The organism is Acidovorax benzenivorans (assembly GCF_028680575.1).
Taxonomy (GTDB): domain Bacteria; phylum Pseudomonadota; class Gammaproteobacteria; order Burkholderiales; family Burkholderiaceae_C; genus Acidovorax; species Acidovorax benzenivorans.
In genome coordinates this window covers 461,425-483,504 of record NZ_JAPCKI010000001.1, presented here as the reverse complement: position 1 = coordinate 483,504, position 22,080 = coordinate 461,425, and the positions used below count along the sequence as shown (strand labels likewise).

The window sequence follows — 22,080 nt, the reverse complement described above, 5'->3', positions numbered from 1 at the left end:
TTGCGCTTACCCATCAAGCGCCAGAGGCCAATTTGGCTTAAAACTCAGCCACCGCGCTGTGTCTTTGCACCCGCAGGTGCCTTACAGTAGCCGCCCCGCAGCAGACAAACCCACCCACACCGGCCCACGACGGCTGACACCCCATGACCAAAGACCTGGCCCGACAGAACGAACTCAAACCCATGGCCCTGTGCGAGCCCTGCCAGGGCATCCAGCGCAACTGGCGCAAGGCGCCCGGCCACGCCGAACTGGTGCAGCGCGGCAACCGCAAGGAAGACCGTGAGGACGGCTCCGTCACCATCACCCGCTATGTGTGTGACCGCTGCGGCACCGCGTGGGAGTACGAGAACGACAAGAACAACCAGCGGGCGGGCTGGTCGGTGGTGGGGCGCTGAGCACGGCTCACCTGCCGTTGCACCTATTTTGATAGCACTCAAGACATACAAAACCAGCGCTATCGCCCAAGATCTGCAAACTTCTGGTAACAACGCCTGCAGCAAGCCGCCGGGCACCTTTTCACCGCCACGGTGTCACAACGGGTTTGACGGAGAGCGCCCATGCTGCATCGCAGACGATTCCTGACCCACGCCACCCGTGGCCTCGCTCTGGGCGGCGCGGCGCTGCTGGTGGCGCAAGGCGCACTGGCCCAGCCCAGCTACACCGTGCCCCTGGCGCAACTGCAAGCCATGGTGGACCCCAAGTTCCCGCGCAACGTGCCGGTGCAAGGCCTGTTCAACCTGAGCGTGCAGGCGCCCCACCTGCGCCTGTTGCCCGAAGTGAACCGCCTGGGCGCAGCCATGGCGCTGGACGTGGCCGGCCCGGCGCTGCGGCGCAGCCACCAGGGCCGCCTGGATGTGGAATTTGCGCTGCGCTACGAGGCCAGCGACCGCACGCTGCGCGCCCACCAGATCCAGCTGGGGCGCATGGAATTCCCCAGCCTGCGCCCGGAGGTGACAGACCTGCTCAACGCCTACGGCCCCCTGCTGGCCGAACAGTCGCTGCGCGAGGTCACGCTGCACCAGCTGCGCCCACAGGACACGGCCGTGTTTGACGGCCTGGGCCTGCAGCCAGGGCCCATCACCGTGACGGCCAAAGGGCTGACCGTGGCGTTTGTGAGCAAGGCCCCCTGACGGGCCGCTGCGCTCAGACCGGCGCTTTTTTCAGGTAGGGCGCCAGATACCGCCCCGTATGGCTGGCCGGGTTGGCCGCCAGTTCTTCGGGCGTGCCCACGCCCACCACGGTGCCGCCGCCCGCACCACCCTCCGGCCCCATGTCGATGAGCCAGTCGGCGGTTTTGATCACGTCGAGGTTGTGCTCGATGATGACGATGGTGTTGCCCGCATCGCGCAGCTGGTGCAGCACCTTGAGCAGCAGGTCAATGTCGGCAAAGTGCAGGCCGGTGGTGGGCTCGTCCAGGATGTAGAGCGTACGGCCGGTGTCGCGCTTGCTCAGCTCCTGCGCCAGCTTCACGCGCTGCGCCTCGCCGCCTGAGAGCGTGGTGGCGGCCTGGCCCAGGCGGATGTACGACAGGCCCACGTCCAGCAGCGTCTGCAGCTTGCGCGCGATGGTTGGAACGTCCTTGAAGAAGGCGGCGGCGTCTTCCACCGTCAGCTCCAGAATCTGCGCGATGTTCTTGCCCTTCCACAGCACTTCCAGCGTCTCGCGGTTGTAGCGCTGGCCGTGGCAGATGTCGCAGGGCACGTACACGTCGGGCAAAAAGTGCATCTCCACCTTCACCACGCCATCGCCCTGGCAGGCCTCGCAGCGGCCACCCGCCACGTTGAAGGAAAAGCGCCCGGGGCCATAGCCACGCTCCTTGGCGGTGTTCACCTCGGCCATCAGTTCGCGGATGGGCGTGAACAGCCCGGTGTAGGTGGCCGGGTTGCTGCGTGGCGTGCGGCCGATGGGGCTCTGGTCCACGTTGATGACCTTGTCGAAGTATTCGATGCCCACGATCTCGTCGTGCGCGGCCGGCTCTTCGTGCGCGCGGTACAGCTGGCGCGCCACGGCGGTGTACAGCGTGTCGTTGACCAGAGTGCTCTTGCCCGAGCCAGACACGCCCGTCACGCAGGTGAGCAGCCCCACGGGGAAGTCCACTGTGACGCCCTTCAAGTTGTTGCCCGTGGCGCCTGCCACGCGCAGCGCCTGCAGGGCGCCCTGGCGCGCGTGGTGCTCAGCCATGCGCTCGGCGCGGCGTTTGCTGGCCTCGGTTTGCGGAAAGCGCGACTTGGCCTTGGCCTCCACCACGGGCGCGGCCTGCTCCAGCACCGGCAGCCAGGGCGTGCGGCACTGGGGCACGGCAATCGAGCGCACGCCCGACAGGTACTGGCCCGTGAGCGACTGGGTGTTGCCACGCACTTCGTCGTAGGTGCCCTGCGCCATCACGCGCCCGCCGTGCACACCCGCGCCGGGGCCCATGTCGATCACGTGGTCGGCGGCGCGCATCATGTCTTCGTCGTGCTCGACCACGATCACGCTGTTGCCGATGTCGCGCAGGTGTTTGAGGGTGGCGATCAGGCGGTCGTTGTCGCGCTGGTGCAGGCCGATGCTGGGCTCGTCCAGCACGTACATCACGCCCGTGAGGCCCGAGCCGATTTGTGACGCGAGGCGGATGCGCTGCGCCTCGCCGCCAGAGAGGGTCTCGGCGCTGCGGTCCAGGCTCAGGTAGCTCAGGCCCACGTCGTTCAAGAACTGCAGCCGCGTGGCGATCTCGCGCACCACCTTGTCGGCGATCTCGGCCTTGGCGCCGGTGAGCTTCAGGTCGTTGAACCAGGTGTGGGCGGTGTTCAGTGTGGCGTGGCTCACTTCAAAGATGGCGCGGGCCTGCTCGCCTTCGCCCAGCCGCACGTGGCGGGCTTCACGGCGCAGGCGCGTGCCGTGGCATTCGGGGCAGGGCTGGGTGCTGCGAAAGCGCGCCAGGTCTTCGCGCACCACCACCGAATCGGTCTCGCGGTAGCGCCGCGACATGTTGGGGATGATGCCCTCGAACGGGTGCTTCTTGGCATACACCTTGCCCTTGGAGGCGCCGCTGTCCATGATGTAGCTGAAGGCGATTTCTTCCTCGCCCGAGCCGTGCAGGATGGCGTGCTGCACCGGTGCGGGCAGCGATTCAAACGGCGCCTCGATGTCGAACGCGTAGTGCTTGGCTAGGCTCTCCAGCATCGCAAAGTAGTAGCCGTTGCGCCGGTCCCAGCCCTTGATGGCGCCGCTGGCCAGGCTCAGCGTGGGGAAGGCCACCACACGCGCCGGGTCAAACACATCGCGCTGGCCGATGCCGTCACACGCGGGGCACGCGCCCATGGGCGAGTTGAACGAGAACAGGCGCGGCTCCAGCTCGGGCAGCGAATAGCTGCAGACGGGGCAGGCAAACTTGCTGCTGAACAGGTGCTCTTGCCCCGTGTCCATCTCCAGCGCCAGCACGCGGCCATTGCCCTCGTGCCCGCCCACGCGCAGCACCGACTCGATGCTCTCGGCCAGGCGCTGCTGCAGGTCGGCACGCACCTTGATGCGGTCGATCACCACGTCGATGTTGTGCTTCTCGGTTTTCTTGAGCGCGGGCAGGTTCTCGTGCTCATAGATCTGGCCGTCCACCCGAAAGCGGACGTAGCCCAGCGCCTGCATCTGCGCAAACAGCTCGGTGAACTCGCCCTTCTTCTCGCGCGCCACGGGCGCCAGCAGCATGAGCTTGGTGTCTTCGGGCAGGGCCAGCACGGCGTCCACCATCTGGCTCACGGTCTGCGCGGCCAGCGGCAGGTTGTGGTCGGGGCAATACGGCGTACCAGCGCGGGCGTACAGCAGACGCAGGTAGTCGTGGATCTCGGTCACCGTGCCCACGGTGGAGCGCGGGTTGTGGCTGGTGGCCTTCTGCTCGATGCTGATGGCGGGCGACAGGCCCTCGATCAGGTCCACATCGGGCTTGTCCAGGCGCCCCAGAAACTGCCGCGCATAGGCCGACAGGCTCTCCACATAGCGCCGCTGCCCTTCGGCATACAGCGTGTCGAACGCCAGGCTCGATTTGCCCGAGCCCGACAGCCCCGTGATCACCACGAGCTGGTTGCGCGGGATGTCCAGGTCGATGTTCTTGAGGTTGTGCGTGCGCGCTCCGCGGATGCTGATGCGCTGCTCGCGCAGGGCGCGGGCAAGGTAGGTGCCGTCGGCAGGCGTAGCGGGTGACGGGGCGGTGGTGTCGGTCACGGGAGGGCTTGGAGCAGGAAAACCAACCATGATAGGTCACAGCCCCTTCCGGTGCCCTGGCCGGGCCAACGGCTGGACTGGCTGGCGGGCCATGTCGGGCGGAATGCACGGGTAGTCGGGGCATGAATCTGTCGCGCAAGTCATACCCCGTCATTTTTTTCTTGTGTACCTGAAAGGATTCGCAGATAGTCACCCACCACTCCCGCATCCTGTCGATGCGCGCAATGCCATCCCCGCTTTCATGCCGCCCCACGATTTCAACCAAAGCCCACCCGTGATCGCCCCCCAGTCATTTACCGTTGCCCGTGAAGACCGGGAGCTGCTGGCCGGGCACCGGGGCCGGGTCGTATGGTTCACAGGCCTGTCCGGCGCGGGCAAATCCACGCTGGCCAACGCGCTGGAGGTAGCACTTCACCGCACGCAAAAGCGCACCTACATTCTGGACGGCGACAACATTCGGCGCGGCCTGTGCAAGGACCTGGGGTTCTCGGACGCGGACCGCGTGGAGAACATGCGCCGAGTGGCCGAGGTGGCGCGTCTCTTTGTCGATGCGGGCATGCTGGTGCTGGTGGCATTCATCTCCCCCTTCCGCGCGGAGCGCCAGGCAGCGCGGGAACTGTTCACCCCCGGCGACTTCCTGGAGGTCTTCGTGAACGTGCCGCTCGCGGTGGCGGAACAGCGCGACACCAAGGGCCTGTACCAGAAGGCGCGCAGTGGCGCCTTGGCGCACCTGACGGGCATTGACTCGCCCTACGAGCCGCCGCTTGCGCCTGACCTGGCACTGCGCACCGATCTGCTCTCCATCGATGCCTGCGTGGAACGCATGCTGACCCTGCTGGCGTCGTCGCAAGGCACGATGCCAGCCATCGCGCGACCCGTGCCTGCGCCTCACTCTCGGTGTGAGTCTGATCGGGCGCCCCTGCCATGAGCCTGCCCATGGCTCTGGAGGCCCCGCCCGCCGAGACGCACACGCTGCGCGGGCCAGTGGCCTCACGCCTTGATATCCCGGTGCCCATCGCTGCGCTGCAGGAGGAGGTCTCGCACCTGATGGCGCACAACTGGCTGCCTCATGTCAATCACGCTGACTACGAGGGCGCGTGGGATGTGACGCCCTTGCGCTGCCAGCAGCAGCATGTCAATGCGCACCCGGTCCTCCAGGGCTTTGCCCTGCAGGACCCTGCGCAGGAATGGGACGACCTGCCAGCGCTTGACGCGTGCCCTGCCATTCGGCGGCTGCTCGGTCGGCTGGACTGTCCGCTCAAGTCCGTGCGGCTGATGCGGCTGCATGCCGGCGCCAACATCAGGCCCCACCGAGACCACGGCCTGCACCTGGGCTGCGGCGAGGCGCGCCTGCATGCACCGGTCTGGACCAACCCGGATGTGCACTTCCTCGTCGCGGGGCAGGAAGTGCCCATGCGCGAAGGCGAGCTCTGGTACTTCAACGCTGACGAGGAGCACGCGGTGGTCAACCGCAGCCCGGCGCCACGCACCCATCTGGTCATCGACTGCGTGGCCAACCCGTGGCTGGTACGCCGCATTCTGGAGGGCGCGTTCGGTGCCTGACCTGCGCAACGCCTACTACACGCTGTTGTGTTCTGCGGCACAGCTGGCCCTGTGCCGACAAGCGTGTTCGGTGGCGGACTTGCTGGCAGCGCTGCGCCGCCTCTGGGGCGCAGACGGCTACAGCGACGCGGAACTTCTGCAGGCCATCGACGCGCTGAACCGCGAAGACGTGCCCGACCAAGTGGCCATCGGCATGGCGGGACTCTGGCTGCCCCACAGCTACCAGGTACGCAGCCAGCGCATCCTCTGGTGCCTGCCCGATGGCGCTCCCACCGAACCTTTCCACGACGAGTACCTGAGCCGCTGCGGGCAAACAACCGTGCTGAACCAGCTGCTCAGGCCCCGGACCTCCTTGCAGGCACTGGCGGCGTGTGCGCAAAGGGTGCCCCGGGCGCAACCCGCCGGTTTCATCTTTCACCTGTCGCGGTGCGGCTCCACGCTGCTGTCCGGCTGCCTGTCGGAGCTGGACGAGGCGGTAGTCTTCTCAGAGTCCCCCGTACTGACCGAGGTGCTGCTCGATCCAGCGCTGGGCCAGCAGGAAAAGCGTGCGCACGTCCAATGCCTGATCGACCTGAAGGCGAGCCTCTTTCCTGGCCGCCGAGTGGTCGTCAAATGGAACGCGTGGGACATCTTCCACGCGCAGCTGCTGCGTGACGCGTACCCCGCCGTGCCGGTGGTAGCGCTGGTGCGTGACCCGGTGGAAATCCTGGCGTCCCACCACGCGCAGACGGGTCGGCACATGTCAGGGGATCCATCCCTCGCTGCGGTCGCTCCGGTTTTTGGGGTGTCCGCAGCGAGCTCGGTGCTGGAGCATCGCATCCACGTGCTTGGGGCGCTGATGGAGGCCATGTCGGCCCTTCGCGCGGTTTCGGGCACCGTCTACCTCGACTACCGCCAGTTGCACGGCGACTCCGTGCGGCGGATCGCGGGGATGTTCGGCCTGCACTGTGGCGTGCAAGGCCAGCAGCGGATCGCGCAGCGCATGCAGCGCAACGCCAAGCTGCCGGGCGTCCGCTTTGAGCCGGACGGCGCCAGGAAGGCTGCGGTGTTCGATGTCGGCCAGGCGCAGACCATCACGCAGCGGCTGTCCGCGCTGCACCAGGCGCTGATTCCGCCAGCAGAGCACGCAGTGCCGACAACCGAGGCTGCCGATGTCCACTGACACACCAACCCCACGGCCCTTGCGCACCCGCTTGAGCGGCCCGCAGGACGCGCCATTCCTGCGTTCGCTGTTCGACTCGCACTGCGATCATCTCCGTGCGCTGAGCTTGCCGCCGGTAGCCTTGCAGGCACTGATCGACCAACAGTACACCTGCCGGGTGGCCGACTACGAGCGTCGCTTCCCTCGGGCCTGCACCCTTGTTGCGCTGGCGGGGGATGAGCCCGTGGGCTCTTTGGTGGTCAACGAAGACGCCGCCGCGTTGCACATCGTGGACCTGGTGGTGGCGCCTGCAGCGCGCGGCCGCGGCCATGGGCGGGCGCTGGTGCGCCAAGTGCAGGCGCAAGCGCAGGAGCGCGAGGCCGGTCGTCAAGCGGTCACATTGAGCGTGGACCCTATGAATCAACCAGCCCTGCGCCTGTACCTGGCGCTGGGCTTCGAGCCCACAGAGAAGCAGCCCGTCCAGTGGCGGATGCTGTGGCGCCCCCGACCCTGTGCCGCGCAGGAGGGTGCGCACGCGGATTCCTTGTCCCTCACCACCACAACGAAAGGCTGAACCCCATGTCAGAACCTTACCTCGGAGAGATTCGTCTGATGCCCTATGAATGGCCGCCCAAGCGCTGGATGCTGTGCCAGGGGCAGACGCTGCCCATCAACACCAATCAGGCTTTGTTTTCCTTGCTGGGCACCACGTACGGAGGCGATGGCGTTACCACGTTTCAGCTGCCGGATCTGCGCGGCCGGTCCGTGCAGCACGCATCCCCGGCCAACCCGCTGGGGGCCAGGGCGGGGCAGGAAACGGTGGCACTGTCGTCGAACCAAATGCCGGCACATAACCATGCCGTGATGGCGGCCTCGGGCAATGGCAACACCACAGCTTTCGCTGGTGCATTGGTGGCAGACGCAGTGGCATCGGGTAACCCGGTGAACGTGTATGCCGAGGCGGGCGGGCCTGCCCAGCCATTGATTCCGGCAGCCGTCAGCCCCCAGGGCGCCAACCAGCCACACGACAACACGCAGCCCTCGCTGGTGCTGAACTATTGCATCGCCGTCGCGGGGATCTTCCCGTCTCGCAATTGACTAAAACGGAGGCCGAGAATGGAAAGCTTTATTGGAGACATCCGCCTTTTTGCGGGCAATTACGCGCCCCAGGGCTGGATGTTTTGTAACGGAGCCCTGCTCAGCATCAGCGAAAACGACGCCTTGTTCGCGTTGATCGGTACCACCTATGGTGGCGACGGTCAGACCACCTTCGCCGTGCCGGATTTGCGGGGCCGCGTTCCGGTCGGTCAGGGGACCGGCTCGGGCCTGAGCAATCGCGTGTTGTCGCAAACCTACGGCACCGAGACCGTCACGTTGCTCACCACGCAAATGCCGCAGCACAGCCATGCGCTGAACGCCACCACGGCCACGGGAACCAGCCCCCAACCGGGCGGCAGGCTTTTTGGGCAAACGGGTTCGGACAACTTGTATGGCCCCGCACCCGCCACCGATCCGCAGCCACAGGCCTTCGCGGCCAATGCGGTAACTGTGTCAGGCGGCAGCCAGCCGCACGACAACATCATGCCCAGCATGGGCCTGAACTACATCATCGCGCTGCAAGGCGTTTTTCCGAGCCGCAATTAATCCCGGAGGATCGTATGGAACAGTTCATCGGAGAAATCCGGGCATTTCCCTTCAGTTTCGCGCCCAAAGACTGGGCGCTGTGCAATGGCCAGTTGTTGGCCATATCGAGCAACACGGCCTTGTTTTCCATTCTCGGGACGACCTACGGAGGGAATGGAACAACCACGTTCGGTTTGCCCAACTTGCAAGGCCGCGTAGTGGTGGGCGCTGGGCAGGGTCCAGGGCTGAGCCCCTGGACCCTGGGCGAAATGGTGGGGGAGGACAGCGTGACGCTTTTATCGCCCCAGATGCCAGCCCACAGCCACCAGATCACCGGCATGAACAATCCTGGCACCGAGACCGCGCCCAACGCCGCTTGCTACCTGAGCCGCGACGTGCGTGGAGGCAGTGGTGTCATCCAATACATGCAGACGGGCGGCAACCCTTCAACCGCGATGGAGCCCAACACGCTGCTGCCCAATGGCGGGAGCACGCCCCACGAGAACAGGCAGCCCTTCCTGGTGTTGAACTACTGCATTGCGTTGTGGGGCATATTCCCCGCGCGCAACTGACGCTGCCTGCGCAGCGTCCCTGGGTGGCCCAGTGGCTGTCCAGGGGTGCGTCTCAACATCTCCATTCCCCTATGCCGCACACACTGCATTTTCTTTCCGGCCTCCCGCGCTCAGGGTCCACCCTGCTCGCTGGCATCCTGCGCCAAAACCCGCGCTTTCATGCCGCCATGAGCAGCCCCGTGGCCAGTCTCGTCAACGGGGTGCTGGAGCAGATGGGTGCAGGCAGCGAGTCCTATCCCTTTTTCGACACGACCAAGCGTAAAGCCATCTGCCGCGCATTGATCGACGCCTACTACGCCGACAAGACCGAGCCCGTCATCTTCGACACCAACCGCCAATGGACGGCGCGCATGCACCAACTGGTCGAGCTGGTGGACGGCTTCAAGATGATCTGCTGCGTGCGCAACCCCGCGTGGGTGATGGACAGCTTCGAGGTCATCCACCGCAAGAACCCCTTCGACTACAGCCGCATGTACAACGCGGGCAGCCGCCAGACGGTCTACTCGCGCTGCGAGGTCATGATGTCTTCCGGCGGCCCGGTCGGCAGCGCCTGGACGGCGCTCAAGGAGGCCTACTACGGCGAGTATTCCGACCGGCTGCTGCTGGTGGACTACGACCTCCTCACCCAGCACCCCCGGCGCACGCTGGAGCTGATCTACCGCTTCATCGGCGAGCCTTGGTTCGAGCACGACTTCGACAACGTCGAGTATTCGGAGAACGAGTTCGACCAGAACCTGGGCGTCAAGGGCCTGCACGACGTGAAGAAGAAGGTCGCGTTCAAGCCACGCCGCAGCATTCTTCCCCCGGATCTTTTTGCAAAGTACCAGGACATGGATTTCTGGCAAGACCAGACCGGTACCTCGGCCAGCATCGTCGCCCCACGCCGGGCCCCCGTTCAAAACACGCAACCCCACAAGGACACCCCATGAACCGTGCCCTGCTCGGCGGCCTTTCCGCGCTGCTGTTTCCCTTTGCCGCCCATGCTGCCGCCACGGCGGCTGGGGGCTACCTCTTGCGCGGCGGATACCAGCCACGCAGCCACGCGCGTCTACAGATAGATGCCTTGAGCCCCACCATCACGGCGCCCCAAAAGGCAAAACCATCGGCCCGGCATGCCGCTGCGCCGACCGACTTTGCCACGCTGGATATCCTCCAGCCGCCGGTCGCCACCGAACTGGTAGTCATCGACGGCTCCATCGCCGACAAGGCCACGCTGTACCGGGGCCTCAAGCCCGGCGTGGTGGCCGTGGAGATCGACCCATCCCTACCCGGCCTGCCGCAGCTGGCCGATGCCTTGCGCGGCCATCGCAACCTCGCGGCCATCCATGTGGTATCGCATGCCAGCGCTGGTGTACTGCTGCTGGGCAACAGCCGCATCACACCCGAGAACGCCCACGAGGAGTTGGCCGCGCTGTCCACGCTGCGTGAGGCTGTGCGCCCTGGCGCAGACCTGCTGTTCTATGGCTGCGATCTGGCCGCCAGCAGCGAAGGCAGTGCGCTGCTGGACATCCTCCAGCAACAGACAGGCCTCGATGTGGCAGCCTCCAGCAATCTGACGGGCAGCACGACACTGGGAGGCGACTGGAACCTGGAAGTGGTGCGCGGGAGCATTGAAACCACCATGGCGTTCTCTGACAAGGCCATGAAGGACTTCTCGCACGTGCTGGTAGCGTCGGATGGCACCAAGACCTTTCAGACGGGCTGGATGGACAACAACGCCAATCTGACCTCCACCGATTTTGTCGCCACCGGCTGGGACAGCGGTGGTAGCCCCATCTCGAACATCAGTATCTATACTGCGTCGCCTTTTGCTGCGTACCTGCAAACCGGATACAACACAAGCACTACAGGCACCTATTTCCAGGTGGCCGCCGATGGAGTCAACACCGGGGCGTTCGAACTCACGGGCCTCGTGGCTGGTGAATACGGCACGGGGCAATTCACCAATGTGCAAATTGTCGGCATCAAGCCAGACAACAGCACGGTGACATCGTCCATCATCAACGGGACGGGGACCACGGGCGAGACCTTTACCTTTGGCGCGGGCCAGCTCTCAAGTTTCTCGGGCGTGAAGCTGAAAGCGTTCAAGCTGGTGTTCGACACCAACGGCGGCTCCGGTACCAAGCCCTTCTTCGAATTCCGTAGCTTCTCCATCCAGGGCGCCATTGCGCCGTTGCCCAATGTGACCGACGCCCGCATCAGCATCTCGGGCGCGTCCGGTACCAGTGGAGCCTACAAGATCGGCGACACCGTCACCGCCACCTGGAACAACACCGCTGGCGGCGACAACAATAGTAGCTCCATCACCGGCGTGACCGTGGACTTCAGCCAGTTCGGCGGTGGCTCTGCGGTGGCGGCCACCAACAGCAGCAACACCTGGACGGCCACGTACACCATCACTTCGGGCGCCATCGACATCACCAACCGCAACGTCAGTGTCACAGCCACCAACGCTGGCGGTAACACCACCACGGCCGACACCACCAATGCCACGGTGGACAACATCGCTCCCACCGTCACCGATGGCCGCATCAGCATCTCGGGCGCGTCCGGTACCGGTGGGGCCTACAAGATCGGCGACACCGTCACCGCCACCTGGAACAATACCGCTGGCGGCGACAACAACCCCGACATCAGCAGCGCGACGGTGAACTTCAGCCAGTTCGGCGGGGGGGCTGCCGTGGCAGCCACCAACAGCGCTGGCACCTGGACGGCGACCTACACCATCGTGGCAGGCGCCATTGCCGCCGCCAACCGCAATATCGCCTTCACCGCCACCGACAACGCGGGCAACGCCACCAGCACCACGGACACCACCAACGCCACGGTGGATAACATCGCACCGTCCGTCAGCAGCATCGCTGTGAGCGGCTCGCCCGGCAGCGGCGACACCAGCATGGCCTTTACGGTGAATTTCAGCGAGGCGGTGGCCAACATTTCCACCGACGACTTCACGCTCATGAACACGGGGTCGGCCGCTGGCAGCATTGCGAGTGTTTCCGCGAGCAGCGGGACGGCCGTCAACGTGAACATCAGTGGCATCAGCGGCTCGGGAACGCTCAAGGTCAACCTGAATGGAGGCACCGATATCGTCGATGGCGTGGGCAATTCCGTGCCCGCCTACAGCGGTGGCAGCACGCACACCGTCAGCATTCTCACAGCGCCTAGCGCTCCTACCATCGGCACGGCCACGGCGGGCGATGCACAGGCGAACGTGACCTTCACCGCACCGGGCAGCAACGGTGGTTCCGCCATCACCACCTATACCGCCACCGCCAACCCAGGCGGAGCCTTTGGCTCTTGCGCAGGGCCTGCGGCCTGTACAGCAACGGTGACCGGACTGGCCAACGGCACGGCCTATACCTTCACCGTGACAGCCACCAACGGCGTTGGCACCAGCACACCGTCTGGCCCATCCAACTCCGTGATCCCCAAGGGCAGCCAGACGATCACATTCACGAACCCCGGTGCACAGAACTTCGGCACCACACCCACGCTCACGGCGAGCTCCACATCCGGGCTCCCGGTAAGCTTTACCTCATCGACAACTGGCGTATGTACCATCACCACAGGCGGTGCGCTCACCTTCGTGACGGCAGGCTCCTGCACGATCAATGCCGACCAGGCCGGTAATACCGCGTGGAATGCGGCCCCCACGGTCAGCAACACGTTCACCGTGAATGCCATCGTGCCAGGGGCGCCCACCATCGGCACGGCGACCGCAGGCGACACCCAGGCCTCGGTCACGTTCACCGCGCCAGCCTCCACCGGCGGCTCGGCCATCATCGCCGGGGGCTACACCGTCACCGCCAGTCCGGCCGGGGCCACCGCTACCGGGTCCAGTTCGCCAATCACAGTGACTGGCCTGACGAACGGGGTGGCCTACACCTTCACCGTGACCGCCACCAACTCGGCCGGGACAGGGGCCGCGTCTGCCGCGTCCAACTCCGTCACACCGAAAGCGGCCCAGACCATTACGTTCGCCAACCCTGGCGCGCAAAACTACGGCACTACACCCACGCTCACGGCGAGCTCCACATCCGGGCTCCCGGTAAGCTTTACCTCGTCGACAACTGGCGTATGTACCATCACCACAGGCGGTACGCTCACCTTCGTGACGGCAGGTACCTGCACCATCAACGCTGACCAAGCAGGCAACGGCACCTATCTATCCGCGTCGCAAGTAAGCCGCTCGTTCGCCGTCAACGCCATCGTGCCAGGGGCGCCCACCATCGGCACGGCGACCGCAGGCGACACCCAGGCCTCGGTCACGTTCACCGCGCCAGCCTCCACCGGCGGCTCGGCCATCATCGCTGGGGGCTACACCGTCACCGCCAGTCCGGCCGGGGCCACTGCCACCGGGTCCAGCTCGCCGATCACCGTGACTGGCCTGACGAACGGGATGGCCTACACCTTCACCGTGACCGCCACCAACTCGGCCGGGACGGGGGCCGCGTCTGCCGCGTCCAACTCCGTCACACCAAAAGCGACCCAGACCATTACGTTCGCCAACCCTGGCGCGCAGAACTACGGCACCACACCCACGCTCACAGCCACATCGGATTCGGGTCTGAATCCCACCTTCACGTCGTCCACCGCCAGTGTGTGCACCATTACCTCCTTGGGGGCACTGACTTTCGTGACGGCAGGCACATGCACCATCAACGCAGACCAGGCGGGTAACGGTAGTTACCTTGCTGCCACCCAGGTCTCCCGCAGCTTTAGCGTCACCCCGGTTCTGTCAGTGTCCGGCTCTGTCGCTGGAATGGCGGGCACGGCTACCGCCACTTTGTCGGGCGGGGGGGCAAGCTGCACCTTGACCCCTGGTAGCACCGGCTTCATGACTCCTGGCAGCGTACCTGGCAGCCTCCAACTGCCCCATGGCGGCTTTGAGTTCCTGGCTGTGGGCTGCCCTGGCAGCGTGACCCTTACGCTGGTCTATCCAGACCCTTTGCCTGCCGCGATTCAGTTCTGGAAGTTTGGGCCTGCGACCCCCGGAGCCCCCACGTCCACATGGTTTGCATGGTCGGGTGCAAGCCTCAGTCCCGATCGCCGGACTGTGGTCTACACCGTGACGGACAACGGTGTGGGGGACTCGAACAATGCCGTGGGCAGCATCCGAGATCCCTTTGCGCCCGCACTCTTTCTGGGCGCCGCCTCCATTCCCGTGAACAACCCTTGGGCCCTGGGTATGCTGGTCGCGCTCATGGGTTGGCTGGGTTTGCGGCGTCAAAGCCTTCGCAGCTGAAGCACCGAGCTGCGATGCCATCCACCGGAAGTTTGCCTTCGACGGTATTCATGACCGGTCAAAGCGCTGCGGAGGAACGCTTTGAGGCCTGGCGCCAAAGCATCTCGGTGGTGTTTGACGTAGCGCCGCTCGCACCGGAGAGCATCGCTGGGTTCCAGGCCTCCGTGCAGGCTACCCACCTGGGGCATTTGCTGGTGGGCGACCTGCATTTTGCGGGGCAGCAGTTCATGCGCCCGCAGCCGCGCGTGCTGCGCGACGGGCTCGACCACTATCTGGTGCAGTGGTACCGCACGGGCGGCTTTGTGGGTCAGCGGGATGGGGGCACCGACATGGAGGTCCGCCCTGGGGACGTTGTCATCCTCGACCTGGGCCGCACCTTGCGCACGTTTGCGCGGGCGTCGCGCGTCATGACGCTCATTGTCCCGCGCGACTTGATCCACGAGGCCATGGGCGTGCAGGACTCTGACCTGCATGGCACCGTGCTGCGTGCCGATTCCGCGCTGGGCGGTTTACTCAGCGACCACTTGCTGTCGCTGCAGCACCGACTGCCTGGCATTGCACTGAATGACGCGCCAGCGGTGGCACGCGCCAGTGTGCAAATGCTGGCGGCCTGCGTGTTGCCCAGCGCACGCACGCGGCACGAAGCGCGTAGCGCCATCGACGGAGTGACGCTGGAGCGCCTGCAGCGCCACATCCAGCGCCACCTGGCCGACGACCTGAGTGCCGAGGCGCTGTGCCGCCGGTTTGGCATCTCGCGCAGCGTGCTGTACCGGCTGTTCGAGCCCTTGGGTGGCGTGGCCCAGTATGCGCAACAACGTCGGTTGCTACAGGCGTACCACGCATTGGCCAACCCCGCCAACCGCCGCCTGCGCGTGGCCGAAGTGGCTGCGCGCACGGGGTTTGTGAGCAATGCCCACTTCAGCCGGGTATTTCGGGCCAGTTTCGGCATGTCGCCCTCAGAAGCGCGCGCCCCGGAATCCCGGGGTGTCATGGCCCCGGCCGATGACCCTTTGGGCAGCAGCTCGGTCGAATATGCCGCCTGGGTGCGCGGATTGCAGGGGCCCAGCGCCGTGGCTTGAGCCCGAGCCGCCGCTGGCCTCACCAGCGTGGGACACCCAGGCAACACAAAGCGGACACACAGGCAAGCCACGGCAGTTGGCGGCCCATAGCATGGAAAACAGGCACCCGCCTCCGTGGGGGATGGCGCCTGTCGCCCATCGTTGATGCCCTGATGTTTGTTGCCATGTTGTACGCGTCCCGCCCTTTGCGCCCCGGCACCTGCCCCCCTTGGCGCTTCATTTTCAACACCACCAGCCACCGCAAAGCGCGCGCCCACCGGAATACGTGGGTGCTGGCGGCGGCCATGGGGGCAGCCTGGGTGGCGCATGCCGAAGTGCGGCCGCACCCAGTGCCAGCACTTGCCGCCCAGGACTCGCGATGGAAGTCTCCCGCAGCAGTCACCGTGGCTGGCTACACCGCCCAAGCGCATGCCACCGGCGCATCCGTCATGGTCCGGGACATTGAGAACGAGCCTGCCCAGGTCCAGAGGGACACCGCCCCGGCCACCGCTTCCGATGGTCGGATCCCCTCGACCATGCCCACCCCCATCGACAACCCCTGGGCGTTGGGACTGGTGGCCGTGTTGGCGTTGGCAATGCTGTGGCTGGACCAGCGCCAACGGCTGGACACGGTGTGAGGCCAGTCCGAAACAGGCTCTTCGCACCGCAGCCTTGGCCGCCGATGAGCGGGCAGGCGGCCAATCGGCGAAAATCCCGGTTTTGCTTCTTCGGGCCTTAGCGCACCACCGTGCCGGATTCTCCTTCTCTGTCAGCCACCGCCGCCTCCCGGCTCCCTACCCCCAGTAGCCAGATGACCCCGCTGGAGCGCCGCTCCAGCGTCAGCTTGGCGCTGATCTTTGCGCTGCGCATGCTGGGCCTGTTCCTGGTGCTGCCCGTGTTTGCTCTGGAGGCACGCAAGTACCCCGGTGGCGACGACCCCGCACTGGTGGGCCTGGCCATGGGCATCTATGGCCTCACGCAGGCGGTGCTGCAGCTGCCTCTGGGCATGGCGTCCGACCGGTTCGGGCGCAAACGGGTCATCGTGCTCGGCCTGCTGGTGTTCGCGGCTGGCAGCCTGCTGGCCGCGCTGGCGGATTCTTTGACCGGGCTGCTGCTGGGCCGGGCGCTGCAGGGCGCGGGGGCCGTATCGGCCGCCGTGACCGCGCTGCTGGCCGACCAGACACGCGACGCCGTGCGCACCAAGGCCATGGCGCTGGTGGGCGGCAGCATCGGGCTGATGTTTGCTGTGGCACTGGTTGCAGCCCCTGTACTCACCGCTTACATCGGGCTGGCTGGGCTGTTTGGCCTGACCTGCGCGCTGGCACTGGCCGGTGTGGCGGTGGTGGTGTGGTGGGTGCCGCCCGAGCCTGCGCTGCACCACAACGCACCCCGGGGCCGCTTGGCCGATGTGTGGGCCCACCCCGATCTGCTGCGCCTGAACCTGGGTGTGTTTGTGCTGCACACCGTGCAACTGTCCATGTGGGTGGCCGTGCCCGCCATGCTGGTACAGGCGGGCCTCACCAAAGACCACCACTGGCAGGTATACCTGCCCGCCGTGGTGCTGTCGTTTGCCGCCATGGGCGGGCTGTTTGCACTGGAGCGCGCGGGTCGCCTGCGCGCGGCCCTGCTCGGAGCCATTGCCCTGGTGCTGGTGGTGCAGGTCGGGTTGGGCCTGCTGGCGGCCAGCGGCTTGCCTGCCACGCTGTGGGTGCTGGGGCCACTGCTGTTTGTCTTTTTTTGCGGATTCAATGCGCTGGAGGCCAGCCAGCCCAGCCTGGTGTCGCGCATGGCACCTGCCCACCTGCGCGGCGCCGCGCTGGGCAGCTACAACACCCTGCAGTCGCTGGGCCTGTTTGCGGGTGGGGCACTGGGCGGCGCGCTGGTCAAGTGGGCCGGAGCTCCCGGCCTGTTTGCCGTGACCACGGCACTCACGGCCTTGTGGCTGGTGCTGACCTGGCCGCTGCGGCCCGTGGGGCGCGGCGGGCACTGAACGGCAGACCACGCCACGCCGCCCGGGCTTCCATTGCCCCCCGGTTGCGGCACAATGGCGCGTTTGGCGCCTGGAATCTCTCTCCAAATCCGGCGCTTCCATCTTTTTAAGGCAAAGACAGCACCATGGCATCCGTAAACAAAGTCATCATCGTCGGCAACCTGGGCCGCGACCCTGAAATGCGCACTTTCCCCAGTGGCGATCAGGTGGCCAACGTGACGATCGCCACCACCGACAAGTGGAAAGACAAGCAGTCTGGCGAAATGAAGGAAGCCACCGAGTGGCACCGCGTGGTCTTCAACGGCCGCCTGGCCGAAATCGCTGGCCAGTACCTGCGCAAAGGCTCGCAGGTGTATGTGGAAGGCAGCCTGCGCACCCGCAAGTGGACCGACCAGAGCGGCGTCGAAAAGTACAGCACCGAGATCCGCGCCGACCAGATGCAGATGCTGGGCAGCCGCCAAGGCATGGGCGGTGGTGGCGGCGGCGGCCAGCAAGGCGGCGGCTACGACGATGGTTATGGAGGCGACCAGGGCGGTTACGACCAGGCCCCGCGCCGTGCAGCCCCCGCACCGCGCCCCATGGCAGCACCCGCACCGCGCCCTGCGCCCGCCCCTGTGGCCCAGGCACCGCGTGCGGCATCCGGCTTCGACGACATGGATGACGACATTCCGTTCTAACGCCTTCCGGCACCGGATTCCATCCTAGGCCCGCACCCGCAAGGTGCGGGCCTTTTTTTGCGCCCGCGCAGGGCATGCACCAGCCTCCAGAAAGCGTCGAAACGTAGCAACTCGCAACAAGAACTGCTGCGGCTCACCGATCGCACCAGCGCCGCAAGCTGTCACGACGGCAAGCCTTTTACACCGGTGTGCAAGCGCGCCTCTTCTCCATTTTGTCCAGTGCAGCATGGCCGCGACGAATCAACAATTCCTTACATTCGATACGGAAATATCAAAGATCATCGCGGCCTTGTTCGCCAAAGAGGTGCAAAGCCCGACGGCGAGCAATTACCAAAAAACAATATTCCAACTGAAGAGAGAGAGGGTCGTGATGCCTGGGTTTGTCCGCAAGATTCTGATATTTGTTACTGGCTACGCGTGGCTGCTGCTTCTGGCGGGGCCCGGCCTGATCGGGCTGTCGCTGTACAGCGGCTGGAAGGCGGAAGGTGACCACGCCTACGCCGCACGCGAGAGCCTACAAACCGTGTCCGGCACCGTGACGCAAGCCTCCGAAGTCACCGTCAAGCGCAAGCGCCGCGCTACCAAGAAATACTACGAGATCAGCGTCCAGCCCGACACCGCCGGTGCCGAGGTGCGCAAACTGCGCATCGACTACAGCACGCCACAGCAGCTGGTGGGCAACCTGATCGACGAAAAAGTCACTGCCTTGGTGGACGGCAGCGACAACGACCTGGTTTACGAAGTCTCGGCAGGCGGAGCACCCGTCATCAGCTACGACGTCACCAAGCAGCGACTGCAGGTCGAAGCCACCTCATCGGCAAAGTCCTTCAGCGGTGCGGGCACCTGGATCTTCGCCATCCTGCTGACCCTGGTAGGTGCTGCCGGCGTGTGGTCCAACCGCAAGCTGCGCGCCGCAGACGAAGCACAACAGCTAGCCGCCGCCTGACGCGCCATACCCCATAAAAAGAGAGAGGGAGGGAGGGGCAGCGCCCGGGGCGCGCTCCTCCCATTGTTTGCGCAGACCCGCGCTCACTACGGAGGACCACACCATGAACCCCAACGCACTTTCCCCACAAACCCCTGCGGGCGCCCCGATGGAGCGGCGCGATTTCATCGTCTCCACCTACAAGCACCTGGGCGTGGCCATTCTGGCTTTTGTCGTGCTATCGGCGGTGCTGATGGTGAGCGGACTTTCCACCGCCGCGGCCAAGATGCTCATGGCCAGCGGCAGCAAGTTCCTCTGGCTGGGGGTGATGGGGGCCTTCATGTTGGTGGGCTGGCTGGCATCGCACCTGGCCGACAACTCCGACAATCCCCAAACGCAGCTGATGGGCCTGGGCCTCTACGTGCTGGCAGAAGGGCTCATCTTTGCCCCGATGTTCGGCATTGCCCAGCTTTTGGTGCCCGGCGCCATTGGCTCGGCGGCCTTCATCACGCTGCTGCTGGTGGCGGCACTCACCTGGACGGCATTCAGCAGCAAGACCGATTTTTCGTTCCTGGGCGGCATCCTGAAGGTGGCAGGCTTGGTGGCACTGGGCACCATCATTGCGGGCGCCATCTTTGGCTTCAAGCTGGGCATCTGGTTCTCTGGGCTCATGGTGCTGTTTGCAGGCGCCAGTGTGCTGTACGACACCTCGCGCATCATTCGCGACTACCCCGCAGACCGTCCCGCCGGTGCGGCGCTGCACCTGTTTGCATCGATTGCGCTCATGCTCTGGTACGTACTGCGCATCCTGATCAGCCTGGCCACGAACGACGACTGACACACCGGGGCCTCCCACCGACACAAAAAAGCCGGAGCGGCCACCGCACCGGCTTTTTTGCTCTTTCAGCAAGGACTTTGAAATAAATCAGGCGCTGGCGCTTGACTTATATGCCTCGATAGCTATTAATTTTATAGCAATCAGCGTGTAGTGGCTGCCTGGGCAGCTGGCGCACTGCCTGCCTGCTGCGGCAACCCGTCCACGGTGGCAATCACGCCACCGCCCAGGCAGACATCACCGTCGTACAGCACAGCGCTCTGCCCAGGCGTCACGGCCCATTGGGCGTCCGGGAACTGCAGCGCAAAGCCGCCCTCTGCAGCCTCCAGCGTGCAGGCAGAGTCCTGCTGGCGGTAGCGCGTCTTCGCGGCGTAAGCGCCGGGGGCGGGTGCATGGCCAGCGCACCAGCTCACGTCCTGCGCCTGCAGGTGGTGCGACAGCAGCCAGGGGTGGTCGTGGCCTTGCACCACACGGAGCGTGTTTTTCTCCAGGTCCTTGCGGGCCACAAACCAGGGCTCGTGCGCGCCACCACCGCGCTGTGCGCCTTTCTCCTTCACGCCGCCGATGCCCAGCCCCTGGCGCTGGCCCAGCGTGTAGAACGACAGGCCCACATGCTGGCCCAGCTTGCGCCCCCGGTCGTCCTGGATGGGGCCGGGCGCGTGGCTGATGTAGCGGTTCAAAAACTCCCGGAACGGCCGCTCGCCAATGAAGCAGATACCGGTGGAATCCTTCTTCTTGGCGTTGGGCAGGCCAATCTCTTCGGCAATGCGGCGCACCTCGGTCTTGTGCAGTTCGCCCACTGGGAACAGCGTCTTGGACAGCTGCGCCTGGTTCAGCCGGTGCAGAAAATAACTCTGGTCCTTGCTCGGGTCCAGCCCCTTGAGCAGTTCGTGCAAGCCGGAGGTGGCGTTCTGCCGCACGCGGGCGTAATGGCCCGTGGCGATCTTCTCGGCGCCCAGGCGCATGGCGTGGTCGAGGAAGGCCTTGAACTTGATCTCTGCGTTGCACAGCACGTCGGGGTTGGGTGTGCGGCCCGCCTGATACTCGCGCAAGAACTCAGCGAACACGCGGTCCTTGTAGTCCGCCGCGAAGTTCACGTGCTCGATCTCGATGCCAATCACGTCCGCCACAGCAGCCGCGTCCACGAAGTCGATGTTGGACGAGCAGTATTCGCTGTCGTCATCGTCTTCCCAGTTTTTCATGAAGATGCCGACGACCTCATGGCCCTGCTTTTTGAGCAGGTAGGCGGTCACGGCCGAGTCCACGCCGCCGGAGAGACCGACGACAACGCGCTGTTTGGTAGAGGCTGTCATTGCCCTGATTGTATTTTTGATGCCGCCGGGGCACTGCGCGGGCGCGCAGAACGCGTAGCCACCAGCAGGTCATACAGCTGCTGCGCGGCAGGCGACAGGGTTTTGCCCCGGCGCTTGATGAGCCCCATCTGCCGCGTGACGATGGGCTCCACCAGCGCAATGCTGACCAGCGTGGGGTGGTCCTTGCCCGGCATGGCCAGGCTGGGCACGGCCGCCACGCCCAAGCCCGCCTCCACCAGGCCGAGCAGCGTGGTCACGTGTTTGGCCTCGTACAGGCACTGGGGGCGGTCGGGCACGTTGGCCAGCGCCAGGTCCATCAGCAGCCGGTTGCCCGAGGTCTTACCCACCGACATGAAGTCGTGCTGGCCCAGCTCGGCCCAGCTCACTTTCTTGCGCCGCGCCAGCACATGGTCGCGCCGGCAGGCGGCCACAAAACGTTCGGCCAGCACGGGCTTGAACTCGATCTCGGCCTCCTGGCTGCCGATGAAGTTGAGGCCAAAGTCTGCATCGCCCTGCGCCACGGCCACCAGCACCTCGTTGGCGCTGGCGTCGTGCACCTTCACGCGGATCTTCGGAAACCGCTCGTGGTAGCGCTTGACCACCTGCGGCAGGAAGTAATACACGGCCGAGGGCACGCAGGCGATGGTCACCTCGCCCATGCGGCGCGCGGCCACATCGCCCAGGCCCATGAGCATGCCGTCCAGGTCATCCAGCCACACGCGGGTCTTGCGCGCAAAGTCGCGGCCCACGGCCGTGAGCGTCACGCGGCGCGTGGTGCGGTCGAGCAGGCGCACACCCAGCGCTTCTTCCAGCTTGTCGATGCGGCGGCTGAAGGCGGGTTGCGACAGGTGGATGGCCTCGGCAGCGGCACGAAAGCTCTGCAGCTCGGCCACGGCAGCAAAGGCCTGGATGTCGGCAAGGTCGAATTTGTTGTTCATGAG

20 protein-coding genes are annotated in these 22,080 nt (G+C 65.5%); 17 read left to right on the top strand and 3 right to left on the bottom strand.

Annotated elements, in window-relative coordinates:
• Window positions 1-143: 143 nt before the first annotated feature.
• Both OIN59_RS02225 and OIN59_RS02220 read left to right on the top strand, forming a co-directional pair.
• On the top strand, window positions 144-395 hold the full coding sequence (locus OIN59_RS02225; protein WP_274106707.1) for a hypothetical protein: 252 nt from the start codon (window positions 144-146) through the stop codon (window positions 393-395).
• Window positions 396-557: 162 nt separating this feature from the next.
• Complete coding sequence (locus OIN59_RS02220; RefSeq protein ID WP_274106705.1) at window positions 558-1,130, top strand: DUF1439 domain-containing protein; 573 nt, start codon at window positions 558-560, stop codon at window positions 1,128-1,130.
• A 13-nt stretch (window positions 1,131-1,143) separates the two neighbouring features.
• Here the strand turns inward: OIN59_RS02220 and uvrA are convergent, their stop codons facing one another.
• Complete coding sequence (uvrA, locus tag OIN59_RS02215; protein WP_274106703.1) at window positions 1,144-4,224, bottom strand: excinuclease ABC subunit UvrA; 3,081 nt, start codon at window positions 4,222-4,224, stop codon at window positions 1,144-1,146.
• A 244-nt stretch (window positions 4,225-4,468) separates the two neighbouring features.
• Between uvrA and cysC the strand changes: the two genes are divergently transcribed.
• The 15 genes from cysC to OIN59_RS02140 all read left to right on the top strand — a co-directional run bounded on the left by cysC (window position 4,469) and on the right by OIN59_RS02140 (window position 19,829).
• Window positions 4,469-5,122 carry an adenylyl-sulfate kinase gene (gene cysC, locus OIN59_RS02210; RefSeq protein ID WP_274106701.1) on the top strand — a complete coding sequence of 218 codons (654 nt, stop codon included), beginning with the start codon at window positions 4,469-4,471 and terminating at the stop codon, window positions 5,120-5,122.
• Window positions 5,119-5,757, top strand: coding sequence for an aspartyl/asparaginyl beta-hydroxylase domain-containing protein (locus OIN59_RS02205; RefSeq protein ID WP_274106699.1), 639 nt, complete (start codon window positions 5,119-5,121; stop codon window positions 5,755-5,757). The genes cysC and OIN59_RS02205 overlap by 4 nt, the downstream gene beginning before the upstream one ends.
• A complete protein-coding gene (locus OIN59_RS02200; RefSeq protein ID WP_274106697.1) occupies window positions 5,750-6,919 on the top strand; it encodes a sulfotransferase family protein in 1,170 nt (389 codons plus the stop codon). Before OIN59_RS02205 ends, OIN59_RS02200 begins: the two co-directional genes overlap by 8 nt.
• On the top strand, window positions 6,909-7,472 hold the full coding sequence (locus tag OIN59_RS02195; RefSeq protein ID WP_274106695.1) for a GNAT family N-acetyltransferase: 564 nt from the start codon (window positions 6,909-6,911) through the stop codon (window positions 7,470-7,472). The genes OIN59_RS02200 and OIN59_RS02195 overlap by 11 nt, the downstream gene beginning before the upstream one ends.
• Window positions 7,473-7,477: 5 nt before the next feature.
• On the top strand, window positions 7,478-7,996 hold the full coding sequence (locus OIN59_RS02190) for a phage tail protein (RefSeq protein WP_274106693.1): 519 nt from the start codon (window positions 7,478-7,480) through the stop codon (window positions 7,994-7,996).
• 18 nt (window positions 7,997-8,014) lie between these two features.
• The gene (locus tag OIN59_RS02185) at window positions 8,015-8,542 is read left to right on the top strand and encodes a phage tail protein (RefSeq protein WP_274106691.1); all 528 of its coding nucleotides are present in this window, start codon (window positions 8,015-8,017) and stop codon (window positions 8,540-8,542) included.
• A 14-nt stretch (window positions 8,543-8,556) separates the two neighbouring features.
• Window positions 8,557-9,093: a phage tail protein gene (locus OIN59_RS02180; RefSeq protein ID WP_274106689.1), complete on the top strand. Its 537-nt coding sequence runs from the start codon at window positions 8,557-8,559 to the stop codon at window positions 9,091-9,093.
• A gap of 71 nt (window positions 9,094-9,164) precedes the next feature.
• Window positions 9,165-10,022, top strand: a complete 858-nt coding sequence (locus OIN59_RS02175) for a sulfotransferase family protein (RefSeq protein WP_274106687.1) — start codon at window positions 9,165-9,167, stop codon at window positions 10,020-10,022.
• On the top strand, window positions 10,019-14,341 hold the full coding sequence (locus OIN59_RS02170; protein ID WP_274106685.1) for a DUF4347 domain-containing protein: 4,323 nt from the start codon (window positions 10,019-10,021) through the stop codon (window positions 14,339-14,341). The genes OIN59_RS02175 and OIN59_RS02170 overlap by 4 nt, the downstream gene beginning before the upstream one ends.
• 50 nt (window positions 14,342-14,391) lie before the next feature.
• Window positions 14,392-15,420 carry a helix-turn-helix domain-containing protein gene (locus tag OIN59_RS02165; protein WP_274106683.1) on the top strand — a complete coding sequence of 343 codons (1,029 nt, stop codon included), beginning with the start codon at window positions 14,392-14,394 and terminating at the stop codon, window positions 15,418-15,420.
• Window positions 15,421-15,584: 164 nt separating this feature from the next.
• Complete coding sequence (locus OIN59_RS02160; protein ID WP_274106681.1) at window positions 15,585-16,037, top strand: hypothetical protein; 453 nt, start codon at window positions 15,585-15,587, stop codon at window positions 16,035-16,037.
• A 173-nt stretch (window positions 16,038-16,210) separates the two neighbouring features.
• A complete protein-coding gene (locus tag OIN59_RS02155; protein ID WP_274106679.1) occupies window positions 16,211-17,389 on the top strand; it encodes an MFS transporter in 1,179 nt (392 codons plus the stop codon).
• A 125-nt stretch (window positions 17,390-17,514) separates the two neighbouring features.
• Complete coding sequence (gene ssb, locus OIN59_RS02150) at window positions 17,515-18,066, top strand: single-stranded DNA-binding protein (protein ID WP_274106677.1); 552 nt, start codon at window positions 17,515-17,517, stop codon at window positions 18,064-18,066.
• Between the two features lie 370 nt (window positions 18,067-18,436).
• On the top strand, window positions 18,437-19,012 hold the full coding sequence (locus OIN59_RS02145; RefSeq protein ID WP_274106675.1) for a hypothetical protein: 576 nt from the start codon (window positions 18,437-18,439) through the stop codon (window positions 19,010-19,012).
• A 103-nt stretch (window positions 19,013-19,115) separates the two neighbouring features.
• The gene (locus OIN59_RS02140) at window positions 19,116-19,829 is read left to right on the top strand and encodes a Bax inhibitor-1/YccA family protein (protein WP_274106673.1); all 714 of its coding nucleotides are present in this window, start codon (window positions 19,116-19,118) and stop codon (window positions 19,827-19,829) included.
• 140 nt (window positions 19,830-19,969) lie between these two features.
• Here the strand turns inward: OIN59_RS02140 and mnmA are convergent, their stop codons facing one another.
• Entirely contained in the window at window positions 19,970-21,139 is a 1,170-nt protein-coding gene (mnmA, locus tag OIN59_RS02135; protein ID WP_274106671.1) for a tRNA 2-thiouridine(34) synthase MnmA, read from the bottom strand.
• Window positions 21,136-22,077 (bottom strand): LysR family transcriptional regulator, encoded by a 942-nt coding sequence (locus OIN59_RS02130; RefSeq protein WP_274106669.1) that lies wholly within the window; start codon window positions 22,075-22,077, stop codon window positions 21,136-21,138. The genes mnmA and OIN59_RS02130 overlap by 4 nt, the downstream gene beginning before the upstream one ends.
• Window positions 22,078-22,080: the final 3 nt, after the last annotated feature.